The organism is Roseospira navarrensis (genome assembly GCF_009601025.1).
GTDB lineage: Bacteria > Pseudomonadota > Alphaproteobacteria > Rhodospirillales > Rhodospirillaceae > Rhodospira > Rhodospira navarrensis.
The window spans coordinates 46,879-58,833 of sequence record NZ_WIVE01000007.1; the positions used below are offsets into that span (position 1 = coordinate 46,879).

General features: G+C 70.3%; 10 protein-coding genes. 3 read left to right on the forward strand and 7 right to left on the reverse strand.

Going from position 1 to position 11,955, the window contains the following annotated elements:
• Positions 1-8 precede the first annotated feature (8 nt).
• Complete coding sequence (gene fabD, locus GHC57_RS04040; protein WP_153341435.1) at positions 9-2,321, reverse strand: ACP S-malonyltransferase; 2,313 nt, start codon at positions 2,319-2,321, stop codon at positions 9-11.
• Positions 2,322-2,631: 310 nt separating this feature from the next.
• Here fabD and GHC57_RS04045 point away from each other — a divergent pair, with 310 nt between their 5' ends.
• Together GHC57_RS04045 and asnB are read left to right on the forward strand one after the other, a co-directional pair.
• Positions 2,632-2,883: an acyl carrier protein gene (locus GHC57_RS04045; RefSeq protein ID WP_153341437.1), complete on the forward strand. Its 252-nt coding sequence runs from the start codon at positions 2,632-2,634 to the stop codon at positions 2,881-2,883.
• Positions 2,884-2,889: 6 nt separating this feature from the next.
• A complete protein-coding gene (asnB, locus tag GHC57_RS04050; RefSeq protein ID WP_153341439.1) occupies positions 2,890-4,866 on the forward strand; it encodes an asparagine synthase (glutamine-hydrolyzing) in 1,977 nt (658 codons plus the stop codon).
• Positions 4,867-5,058: 192 nt separating this feature from the next.
• On the opposite strand, the gene GHC57_RS04055 is transcribed toward asnB, so the two are convergent.
• From GHC57_RS04055 to GHC57_RS04080, 6 genes are all read right to left on the reverse strand, one after another.
• Positions 5,059-5,829, reverse strand: coding sequence for an enoyl-CoA hydratase/isomerase (locus GHC57_RS04055; protein ID WP_153341440.1), 771 nt, complete (start codon positions 5,827-5,829; stop codon positions 5,059-5,061).
• The gene (locus GHC57_RS04060) at positions 5,822-7,060 is read right to left on the reverse strand and encodes a beta-ketoacyl synthase N-terminal-like domain-containing protein (protein ID WP_153341442.1); all 1,239 of its coding nucleotides are present in this window, start codon (positions 7,058-7,060) and stop codon (positions 5,822-5,824) included. Before GHC57_RS04060 ends, GHC57_RS04055 begins: the two co-directional genes overlap by 8 nt.
• Positions 7,041-7,286 carry an acyl carrier protein gene (locus GHC57_RS04065; protein ID WP_153341444.1) on the reverse strand — a complete coding sequence of 82 codons (246 nt, stop codon included), beginning with the start codon at positions 7,284-7,286 and terminating at the stop codon, positions 7,041-7,043. Before GHC57_RS04065 ends, GHC57_RS04060 begins: the two co-directional genes overlap by 20 nt.
• Positions 7,287-7,503: 217 nt before the next feature.
• A complete protein-coding gene (locus GHC57_RS04070) occupies positions 7,504-8,772 on the reverse strand; it encodes a hydroxymethylglutaryl-CoA synthase family protein (protein ID WP_153341446.1) in 1,269 nt (422 codons plus the stop codon).
• The gene (locus GHC57_RS04075) at positions 8,769-10,055 is read right to left on the reverse strand and encodes a cytochrome P450 (RefSeq protein WP_170294671.1); all 1,287 of its coding nucleotides are present in this window, start codon (positions 10,053-10,055) and stop codon (positions 8,769-8,771) included. The genes GHC57_RS04070 and GHC57_RS04075 overlap by 4 nt, the downstream gene beginning before the upstream one ends.
• 13 nt (positions 10,056-10,068) lie before the next feature.
• A complete protein-coding gene (locus GHC57_RS04080) occupies positions 10,069-10,884 on the reverse strand; it encodes an FkbM family methyltransferase (RefSeq protein WP_170294672.1) in 816 nt (271 codons plus the stop codon).
• Between the two features lie 147 nt (positions 10,885-11,031).
• Here GHC57_RS04080 and GHC57_RS04085 point away from each other — a divergent pair, with 147 nt between their 5' ends.
• Positions 11,032-11,862 (forward strand): metallophosphoesterase family protein, encoded by an 831-nt coding sequence (locus GHC57_RS04085; protein WP_153341452.1) that lies wholly within the window; start codon positions 11,032-11,034, stop codon positions 11,860-11,862.
• The last annotated feature ends 93 nt before the right edge of the window (positions 11,863-11,955 follow it).

An 11,955-nucleotide genomic window follows, 5' to 3' on the forward strand; every position in this document is an offset into this window, starting at 1 on the left:
CGCCCCCCTCAGGCGCCGACGAGGGCGGAGAACCGGCGACCCAGCAGCGCGGCCGTCTCGTCCAGCAGGCGTTCGGCGATGCCGTCCACGTGGCGGGCTTTCCAGTCCTCCAGGTCGGTGCCGGCGACCCACTGGTTGAAGGCCCCCAGCGCCGGGCCGCAGTGGACCTGGAAGTCCACCCGGCGCGCCAGATCCCCGGTGATGGCCCAGTGCGAGGTGTCCTGGAAGTAGCGGCGGAACACCAGCGCCATGCGGTGCTTGGGCATCCGCTCGGCCCGCTCCGCCTCGTCGGCGGGCAGCGAGTCCTTCAGGTCCGACAGAATGTCGGCGAAGCTGCGCCGCAGATACTTGTCCTGGATCTGGCGGCTCAGCGCGGGCTCGATGTCCTCCAGGCGCTCGTGCCGGTGGTAGAGGGAGACCAGCTTTTCCGCCCGTGACGGGAAAAACAGTCCCTTCTTCAGCACCTGCACCCGGGATCCAAGCTCGAACATGGCGCCGGAGGGCGCGTAGGCCGTGTCATGGACGTTCATGCCGGCCAGCATGTCCTTCACCGCATCGCTGGTCGCCGCCTCGACGGTGCACTGGTTGATCGAGCCCGTCAGGACATAGTCGGCGCCCAGCATGAACGCGGCCGCCACGGCCTCCGGCGTGCCGATCCCGCCGCCGGCCCCCAGGTGAAGGGGGCCGAAGCGCGGAAAGCGGGCCTGCGCCCGGTCGCGCTCCCGCAGCACCGCCGGCACCAGCGCGAAGGGCATGCGCTGGTCCGTGTGGCCGCCGGAATCGGCCTCGACGGTGATGGCGTCCGCCATCGGCACGTGGCGCAGCAGCGCCGCCTCGTCGGCGGAGAGAGTCCCCTGCGCCACCAGCCGTTCGACGACCCTTTCAGGCGCCGGCGACAGGAACTGCGCGGCCACATCCGGGCGGGACACCTTGGCCATGATCCGGTTGCGCGCCTCGACCCGGCCACCGCCCGCGTCCACCAGTCCCCGCGCCCGGTAGCGCACCAGGGCCGGTGTCACCTCCATGAAGGCGGAGGCCTCGGCGACCCGAACCCCCTGCTCCAGCAGCAGGTCAACCATGTCCTCTTCAAGCTGGGGCCGGTTGACGTGCGCCAGCACGTTCACCCCGAACGCCGCCCCGGCGGGGATGGCCGCGCGGATCGCGGTGATGGCGGCGCGCACCTGGTCGATGGACAGACCGCCGGTGCCGAAAAAGGACAGCATGCCCGCCCTGGCCATGCGCACCACCACATCCACCGAGGCAATGCCCCGGTACATGGCCCCGCTCACATAGGGATGGCGCACGCCGAAGGCCTCGCGGAAGGCCCGCGAGCCCAGACGTTCCACCGAGACACCGGGTCCGGCGGACCGGACGGGGGCGGGCTCGGGCGGCTTGGGTGGTTCGACCGGCGCGGGCGGCGCGTCCTCCCGCGCCAACTCATCCGCGCTCAGCGCCCCGGCCTCCAGCTCGGTGCGCTTGACCATGGGCTTGACCACCGGCGGTCCATCGGGACCGATCTCGGTGACGTCGGCGAATGTGACGCCCTTGGCCAGCAGATAGCGGATGCTGTCGCTCCAGCGCACCGGCGCGGTGATCTGATCGATCATGCGGGCGCGGATGCTCTCCGGATCGTCGGCGTGGGGCCGGGCGGTGACGTTGGAGAGGACCGGGATCCGGGGCGGGGCCAGCGGCACATCGGCGATGAAGGGGGCGAACGCGTCCCGGGCGGGCTGCATGAACGGCGTGTGGAAGGCCCCGCCGACCGTCAGCACGCGGTAATGCGAGGCGCCGGCCTCCAGGAACAGCGGCTCGGCGGCCTCCACGGCCGCGCGCCGGCCGGACACGACGATCTGACGCGGCGTGTTGTAATTGGCGGCGAAGACATCCGTCAGGCCGTGGCGTTGGATGACCTCTTCGACCTGCGCGGCGTCCAGGCCCAGCACGGCGGCCATGCCGCCGCCCCTCGCCTCGCCCATCAGGGCGCCGCGTCGGGCCACAAGCCTCAAGCCGTCCTCGAACCCGACGACCCCGGCGGCGAACAGGGCGACGTATTCCGACACGCTGTGCCCCATCAGCACATCCGGGGGCGTGCCGACCTCGTTCAACTGGCGCAGATAGGCCAGCGCGTTGACCACGTAAAGCGCGGGCTGGGTGTTGGCCGTCTCGGTCAGGCGCTCCATCGGCCCGGCAAGGCACAGGTCCGCAATGGAAAAGCCCAGCACCGCATCGGCCGCGGCCGTCTGGTCGGGGAACGCCGCGAACAGCGCCTCGCCCATGCCGATACGCTGAGCACCCTGGCCCGGAAAGATCCACGCCTTCATTCGACCCTCGCGTTTCCTCCGGAGGGTGCCCGTCGGACCGCAACGGACGCCGCTGCCGCCGGCCCGTCGCGTCCCGCGCACGCCCGCCACGCCGGGCAGCCCGGACATCCGCACCGTCCGACGCGATCCAGTCAGCCCGCAGGCAACCCAAGGGTCAGTCTGAGGGCTTGCTCCCCCGATAGCAACGCCGGAAACGGAACATTTGCCATGGCGACCCGAAATGCGGCAGAGTCGGCCCCAGGTGAGCGCGGTGGGGTGACGAGAAATCCCGCCGAAGCATCCTGCACCATCACGATGCGCGGGGCCGGCGATGGACAAGATTCGCGCCTTTGTTGAAGAGCAATTCCTTGTCGAATTCGACGAGACGCTCACCGAGGAGTCAGACCTTTTCAAGGAAGGCGTCATGGACTCTTTCGGGTACGTTCAGCTTTGCCGTTTTCTGGAAAAGGAATACGGAATCACGTTCACCGAAGAGGAAATGACCGGCAACGTCCTCGTCAGCCTGACCCAGATCCGCGAGACCGTCCTGCGCAAGGTGGCCGCCCTGCCCGCCGCCTCCTGACCGGCCATGTGCGGGATCGCCGGCCTGTTCCAGTCTGACACGGCGCCCGGAGACCTGCCGCGCGTGGTCACCGGCATGCTGGGCGCCATCGCGCATCGGGGTCCCGACGGGCTGGGGTACATGGTGGACGACCCGTGCGCGATGGGCACGGTCCGCCTCGCCATCCTCGACCCCGCCCACGGCGCGCAGCCGTTCGGGGACGCCGAGGGACGGGTCTGGCTCTGCTACAACGGCGAAATCTACAACTACCGCGAGCTTCGGGCCGAGCTTGAGGCCAAGGGCCACGTCTTCCACACCCGCTGCGACACCGAGGTGGTGCTGGAAGCCTGGCGCGCCTGGGGAGACGCCGCCCTGCCCCGCTTCAACGGCGGCTTCGCCTTCGCGCTCTATGACCGCCTGGAGGGCCGGCTGGTGCTGGCGCGCGACCGCTTCGGCAAGCGACCGCTGTTCTTCGCCCGCCATGGCCCGGGGCTGGTGTTCGCGTCCGAGATGAAGGCGTTCCTGGCCGTTCCGGGCTTCACCTTCCGCCAGGATCCGGCCCAGATCGCCTCGATCCTCGGCCAGTGGACGCCCCTGCCCGACCAGAGCGGTTTCGAGGGGATCGAGAACGTCCCCATGGGCTGCTGGGTGTCGGTGCAGGACGGCCGTGTGAGCCGGCACACCTACGCCTCGCTCACCTTCGACGACGGCCCGGCCGTGGCCTCGGCGGCCGACGCGCGCGACCTGATCCGCGACCGCCTGACCGAGAGCGTGGCGATGCGCCTGCGCAGCGACGTGGAGGTGGGCGTCTATCTCAGCGGCGGCGTGGACTCCGCCATCGTCGGCCACCTGACGCGCGAGATCACGCACCGGCCGCTGTCCACCTTCTCGGTGGAATTCGCGGATGCTGAATTCGATGAATCCGCCGAGCAGCGGATGATGGCCGACCACCTGGGCTCGCGCCACCACGCCCTGCGCGTGACCCAGGAGGACATCGCCGCGGCCTTTCCGGACGCAGTGTATCACGCCGAAGTGCCCACCTTCCGCAGCGCCTTCGTGCCCATGTTCCTGCTGTCCCGCCGCACCCGGGAGGCCGGCATCAAGGTCGTCCTCAGCGGCGAGGGCGCGGACGAGGCCTATCTGGGCTATGACCTGTTCAAGGAGACCCTGCTGCGCGCCGCCTGGAGCGAGAGCGACGAGGCCTTGCGCCGCGAGCGACTGATGCGGCTGTATCCGCACTATGCGCACTACGGTCCCCGGGACATCGCCGCCGTCACGGGGCTGTACCAGCAGTTCGCCGAAGAGCGGATGCCGGGCCTGTTCTCGCACGAACTGCGCTTCCAGAACGGCCGCTTCTCGGCCCGCCTGATGCGCGATGCCGGCGATCCCTTCGCGCCGCTGTCGGCGCTGGTGGCCGAAACGCCCGCATACCAGGCCATGAGCCCGGTCGAGCGGGCGCAGTGGCTGGAGTACAAGACGTTGCTGCCGGGCTACCTGCTGTCCACGCAGGGCGAGCGCATGAGCCTGGCCCACGGCGTCGAGAACCGCTGCCCGTTCCTGGACAAGGCGGTGGTGGACCTGGCCGGGTCGGTGAACCTGCGGTTCGACGACGGGTTCGACGAAAAGAAGCTGCTGCGCGATGCTTTCGCCGCCGACCTGCCCGAGGCCGTCGTGCGCAAGCGCAAGTTTCCCTATCGCGCCCCGGATGTCGCCGCCTTCGCACAGGCGCAGCCGGACTATCTGGAGTTGGTCCGGTCGGAGGCGGAACTGGCCGCCCTGCCCTTCCTGGAGGCCCGCTTCGCCCAGCGCCTGACGCGCAAGGTGCTGACCAGCCCGCCCGACGGCATCAGCACCAAGGAGAACCAGACCTTCCTGTTCCTGCTGTCCACGGTGCTGCTGCACCACGATTTCGTCCGGCGCGCCCGGGCGCCGGAGGCCCTGTCCACCCGCGTGACCCCGCCGCTGGAAAAGGTGGTGGATTTGCGCACGGCCGGGGCCGCCTGATCGGGTTGAGAAACTCCTCTGGATGCCTCCTCTCGAGATCCTTCGCCACCTTCGGCGGCTCAGGATGACGTTCTCTTTTGTTTTCAATGGCGTGTGTCATCCCGAGCGAGCGAAGCGAGCCGAGGGATCTCGGGAGGGTGGGCGTCTTGGGCCTGTTCATCCAGTCGGCCGGACGGCTTTTTCCGCAGCCTGCTAATCCTCCCAGGGGAACTTCATCTCGCGGACATAGCGCCGGATGCCGGCCCGCACCGCCGGGTCGGCGAACATCTCCCGGTTGGCCGCCAGGGCCGCCGGCCGGCGCGCCGCCAGCCATGCGCCGTCCATCTCGGCTGTGTACTGCTTGTAGCGCGCGACGGCCGGCCGGGCGAGGCGACGCAGCCGCACGAGGTGACGGCGCAGCAGGGGCTCGGCGGCCTCGTCCAGGGCATCCACCAGCCCCGCGCGCAGCGCCTCTGCGGCGCCCATCGGCTGGGTGGTCAGCGTCATGACGTGCGCCGTCTGGCGGCCCACCCGGCGGACCAGGAACGGCAGCACGCAGGCCGGATACAGGCCGAACAGCAACTCCGAGAGGCTGAAGCTGGCGGACGGCTCGGCCAGCACGAGGTCGCAGGCCGCCACGAAGCCCACACCACCGGCGTTCGCCCGCCCGCGCACCACGGCCACACTGACGAACGGTCCCTCGGCCAGGCGCTGCCACAGGTCGTACAGCGGTTCGGGATCGTTGGACGGGGCGTCGTCCGCGATGCCCTCGAAATCCCCGCCGGTGCAGAAGACATCAGGCGCGCCTTCCAGCACCACGACGCTGACACCGCTCGCCGGGTCCTCGCAGCGGCGCAGGGCCGCGTCCATCTCCGTCACCAGGGCCGCGGTGATGGTGTTGCCGGCCTCGGGTCGCGTGAAGCACAGGCGGCAGACGCCGCCGTCGATGCGGGCGGTCAGCGTCTCGCCCCTGATGTCAGGCATGGTCCGGGGCTCCCAGGACAAGGGCGGTATTGATGCCGCCGAACCCGAACGACAGCTTCAGCGCCCGGCGGATGGCATGGTCAGCGGCCTCGCCCCGCACCCAGCGGAAATCCGCATCCAGCGGCGTGTCGAGATTGCGGGTCGGATGCAGGCGCCCCGCCCGCATCTGCAGCAGGACCGCCGCGATCTCGATGGCGCCCGCCGCCGCCAGTCCGTGGCCGATCACCGACTTGGTGGCGTTGATGCGGGCATGCCGCAGGCCAAGGGTGCGGTAGGTCTCCAACTCGGCCCAATCGCCGCGCGGCGTGCCGGTGGCGTGGCCGTTGACGGTATCGATGTCCGCCGCCGTCAGCCCGGCGGCCTCCAGGGCCAGCCGCGCCGCCCGCACCTGGGCGGCCGTGTCCGGCTCGGGACCGCGCTGCCCGTCCACCACCTCGGCCCCGCCGAGGATCAGGCCGCAGGGCGCGGCGGTGGCCTCCTCCGCCCGCTGCACCACCAGGGCCGCGCTCGCCTCGCCGTACAGGAAGCCGTCGTGGTCGGCGTCCATGGGGCGGCAGGCCCGGCCGGGCGCATCCGCGAAGCGCGACGACCCCATGGCGCCGAGGGCCGTCAGCGCCTGAAGGTCCAGCCAGGACGGGTCCTGCAGGGCCCCGACCGCGATGCAGGCATCCACGCGCCCCGCCCGCACGGCCGCCGCGGCCTCCAGCACCGCCACGGCCCCGCTGGCCGACGCCGCGCCGACGGTATGGGCGAACCCGCGCACGGGGAAGGCGGCGCAGAGCACGCCGCACAGATCGGTATCCAGGACGGCGTGGGCATGGCGCGGCGGCACATAGGCGGGGCGATCCCCGTACCGGCGCGCGGCCAGGACCTGGTCGCGGCCCATCAGGTTGGAGCCGCCCACCACCAGCCCGACCCGCTCCGGCGCGACGGCGTCAAGGCCGGCCTCGTGCCAGGCCTCGGCCACCACGGCCGCCGCCGCCAGCCCCGGCAGACCGACCGTGCGGGCCAGGCGCGGCGGCAGCACCGACGGAGGATCGGGCATTTCGACGCCGAGGAACCGGCTGCTCCCGTCCGGCGCCTGGCGGCCGGGGCGGGCCAGCACGCCGAACACGTCGCGGCCGGCCAGCAGGCCCTCCAGCAGGGCCGCCGTGCCGTGGCCGAGGCCGCAGGCGGCCCCGAGGCCGGTGACGGCGAGGGGCGCCCCCGCCTCAGGCCGCGCGCTTGTCATGCAGCAGGTCGGCCAGTTCGCCGATGTTGCGCGGGCCGTGCAACTGGACCAGCGGGATGTCCAGGCCCAGGTCCTCCAGGGTCGCAACCACGATCTCGCCGCGCTCGATCGAATCCACACCCAAATCGGCCATGGCATCGTCGCGGCCGATGGGGTGATCCGCCAGCTCCGGCACCACGTCCCGGATGTGACGCACGATGATCTCGACGATGTCGTCGCTGTCCATGACCCTCATCCCTTCATCCAAGCCAACGCGCCCAGGGGAGCATGACGGCACGGCCCGCCCCGTCGGAGCGCGTCTCCCGAGATCCCTCGCGTCGCTTCGCTTGCTCGGGATGACCAGATAAAATGATAGGATGTCATCCTGAAGGCGCGAAGCGACTGAAGGATCTCGTGCATACGTCCGCCCCCCCCTTCCCGCACGGCGCACCAGTCCGCCAAGGTCAGACCCACCGATATTGGCGCTGGTATCCCACCACGGAGTCGAGCACAAGGTGGGGGGTGTCTTGGGTCAGGGGCCAAGCCCCCGGCAGGATATCGTGGTCGAGCTTGGCGTCCCTGGTGCCGAAACGCACCACCGACTCCCCCCGCAGAAGCATCTCGTACTCGTCGATGGACAGGCGATAGCGCCGGTCCAGGGCCTCGGCGATCTTCATGGCGCGCAGTCGCGCCTGCCCCTCCGCCCCGATGACGCCGGAGAAGAACTCCGAACAGCACCCGGAGCCGTAGGAGAACACCCCCACCCGCTGCGGCTGGCTCAAGTCCACCGTGTCGATCACTCCGGCGAGGGCCAGGAAGATCGAGCCGCCGGCGGTATTGCCGACCCGCTGGCCGTAGGCGAGGCTCGGCCCCAGACGCCGGGCGAAGTCCTCTTCAATCTCGGCGGGCTTCGCCTTGTACAGCTTGCGCATCAGGTGCCGGTGCGCGCCCTTGACCATGCCGCCGAAGGGCGTGTGGAAGCAAAGATAGCCGAAGGTGTCGCGGAAATCCGCTCCCTCGACCCGGCGGGCGTAGTCCTTGTAGGCGTTCTCGCAGCAGTCCAGGTAGGCCATGAGCGACAGATCGGCATCGCCCGCCTCGGTGTCGGGACCGGGCCGGCAGGTGTCCATCACCTCGAACGCATGATTGCCGTAGGCGCCGCGATCGATGCGGAAGACGTGCGGCGTGTCGCTGACCAGCATGGCGCAGGCCCCGGCGCCCGAACTGGGTTCCGAGTAGGCCCACTCCTGCACGGCGTTGGCGTCCGCCAGCGCGAAGCGCGACAGGTCGGTGGTCACCACCAGCGCCTTGCCGCCCGGCGACGTGCCCGACAACAGGAAATTCACCGCCATCTGCAGGCCGGCGGCCCCGGCGTAACAGGCCTGCTTGATCTCGAACAGGCGGCCGTTGCCCGGCAGGTCCAGATAATGATGGATGTAGGTGCTGAGCGACTTGCCGAAATCGAGCCCGGACTCGGTACACGTCACCACCATTTCGATGCGGGCCTTGTCCTCGGGCGAGAGCGCATCAATCAGCGGCCGGGCGGCGTTGACGGCGAAGGTCACCGGGTCCTCGTAGGGCAGCGCCACCGTCTTTTCCTGCATCAGCAGGTTCTCGAAGCGCGGCAGATCCAGCCCGCGATGGGTGCACAGCGCCCGGACGTCCAGCGCGCAGAGGCCGCCATAGACGTTCATCGCCTCGATGCCGACGACGGGGTGGGTCCCGGCGCTCATGACGCGGCCTCCAGCCGCACGGGCAGGCGCGCCAGCCCGCGCGCATTGAGCCGGTCGAGCCGCCAGTGCTCCGGTCCGTCGGGATCAATGCGGGGGAAGCGCGCCAGCAGTTCGGAGAACGCCACCTGCGCTTCCAGCCGGGCCAGCGGCGCGCCGATGCAGAAATGCGCCCCGCCGCCGAAGGTGAAGTGGGCATTGCCGCCGCGACCGATATCGCAGGCGTGCGGATCAGCGAAGCGGTCGGGATCCCGATTGATGGCGCCGATCAGGCCGATCACGGGCGCGCCGGCGGGAATGACGGTGCCCTCGACCTCGAAGTCCTCCCGGGCAATGCGCAGGATCATGTTGCCGCCCGGTTCCAGACGCAGGAACTCCTCGACCGCCGGACGCATCAGGCCGGGATCCGCGCGCAGGCGGGCCATCTGGTCGGGATGGCGCAGCAGCAGCAGCATGCCGTTGCCGATGAGGGTCACCGTCGTTTCGTGCCCGGCGATCAGCATGGACACCAGATTGGTCAGGGTCTCTTCCTCGTTCAGCGTGCCGGCGTCGTAGGCGCGGATCGCCATGTCCATGAGGCTGTCACAGGGCGCCGCGCGCCGCGCCGCCACCATTTCCCGCAGAAACGCCTTGAACTCGGTCAGGGCGTCCAGGGCCTCCCGCTTCTGGTCGGGGGTCATCATGATGTCGCCGATCCGGATGAGGGACGCGCTCCAGCGTCCGATGGTCTCGTCCAGGCTCTCGGGGATGTCGAACAGGGCGCACAGGACCCGCAGCGGCAACGGCCCGGCATAGGCTTCCATGAAATCCACCGACCCGCGGCGCGGCAGGGCATCCAGCAGGCGGCGCGCCTCCGCCTCCACCAGCGGGACCAGGGCCTTGGTGGGCTGGGCGCGGAAGGCGGGCTCGTAGACGCCGCGCATGCGGGCATGATCGGCGCCGTCCATGTTGATCATCTGGGGGTGGAATTCGCTGAACAGCCGGTAGCCCAGGGGGTCGCGGGCACGATAGGCCTCGCTGCACCAGCCGTCGGCCCAGTGCCGCGTGTCGCGCCCCATCTGGGGCGCCTTGACGATGCGGGCGAAGGCGGCGTGCCCCAGCACGAAATAGACACCCGACCGTTGGTCGAAATGGACCGGCCCCAGCGCCTGCAGGCGCGCCAGTTCGGGATAGGGATGGCGCAGGAAACCGGGGTCGGCCAGGGTGGACCACCAGTCGATGTCGGTGGCGCCCGCCGAGCCGGCGCCGTCCGTCGTGTCCGCGCCGGAGTCCTCAGGGCCTTCCATCCGTCCCTCCCCTTCAGGCATCCCGCGTGGCGTAGACATGGAACACAGGCGCCCCGCCCTGGGACAGGGGATGGCCGCCGATGGTGGCACGATAACCGCGCGCCCTCAGGTCCGCCGCGAGGGCCAGGGTATCGTCCTCACCCTGATGCGCCTCGACGACAAGTTGCCGGACCTTGGGCCAGTCCTGGTCGGACAGCCCGGCCAGAACGGTCCGCTCGGCCCCCTCGACATCAATCTTGAGCAGATCAACCCGATCAAGCCCCAGGACGGCGATCTGATTGGACAGGGTATCCACGCGGGCGGTCACGGGCTCGGTCCGGAACAGGTGGTCCAGGAACGCGGGATCGTCCCGCGCGGCGTCCGCTCCCGTGTGTTCGATGAGGGCCCGCACGTCGTCCGCGACCCCCTGGCCGGACAGCAGCGCGCGCAGACCATCGGCCAGCGTGCGCCCCACCTCGGGCCGGGCCGTGGACAGGGCGGCGACCCCGGGAAAATAGTCGAAAACGAGGGTGCCCGGCCGGTCCCACAGTCCCAGATTGACAGCCTCGATGGGAGGATCCAGCGCGGCCGCGTTGGCTTCGAGTGCTCGATAGATGGCGGGAATGCACTCAAAGGCAATGATCCGGGCCTGAGGGCATTTGTCCCGCAGACGCAGGGCGAACAGGCCGATGTTGGCCCCAATGTCAAGGAAGACGCCGGCCGCCGGCAGGGTCACCCGGTGCGCTGTCAGGTCATCGGAAAAGATCTCGTGCGCCGCGAACGCCACCTCGTAGGTGTTGACGCACGAGATGGTCCGACCATCCGGCAGCACTGCTGTCTGCAAGGTCACGGCGGTCCCCCGGCGTCGCAGCACGCCATTCCCGACGCGCACAAACTGACGGCTCAACCGTGCCCCATGCCCGAGGGCCGGTCAAGGACGGCCGAGGCAGTGCCGAGGCCCCCTTGCATCGCTGGCCAACGCCGTCACACTGCATGCATGCGACTTGTGGCGATCAGCGACCTTCATCTGGCGAACGCCGCCAACCGGCAGGCGCTGGCGGACCTGCCGGCCTTCCCCGGGGACTGGCTCATCCTGGGCGGGGACGTGGCGGAGCGCTTCGCGCACGTCCGGCTTGCCTTCATTGAGGCCTGCCGGCGCTTTGATCGCGTGCTCTGGGTGCCGGGCAACCACGAACTGTGGTCGGTGCCGGAGATGGACGACGACGCTCCGCCCCTGGCCGGGCAGGCCCGTTACGACGCGTTGGTGGCCCTGGCGCGGGCGCATGGGGTCCTGACCCCGGACGACCCCTATCCGGTCTGGGACGGACCGGGCGGGCCGTGCATCGTGGCCCCCCTGTTCCTGCATTACGACTACAGCTTCCGCGACGCGGGCGTGGCGCGCGAGGATGTCGTCCCCTGGGCGCGGGCGGCGGCATCGGTCTGCGCGGACGAGATGCTGCTGCGCCCCGATCCGTTCGGCTCCAACGAGGCGTGGTGCGAAGCGCGCCTGCGGCTGACCGAGGACCGCCTGCGGGCGTTGGACCCGGCGCTGCCCACGGTCCTGGTCAACCACTACCCTTTGCGGCGCGACCTGATCCACATTCCCCGGGTGCCCCGTTTCACGCCCTGGTGCGGCACGCGCCGGACGGAGGACTGGCACCGTCGGTTCAACGCGGCGGTCGTGGTCAGCGGGCATCTGCACACGCGCCGCACCGACTGGCGCGACGGCACCCGGTTCGAGGAGGTCTCGCTCGGCTATCCCCGCCAGTGGGACCCGGCGCGCGGCATGGCGGCCTATCTGAGAGAGATCCTGCCGGGGCCGGGCTGATCATACCTGCGGCACCGGCCCTCTCCCCCACCCGGCCACCCATAGGATACTCTCGTGGGTGGCCGGGTGGGGGAGAGGGCCGGCCACGGACTT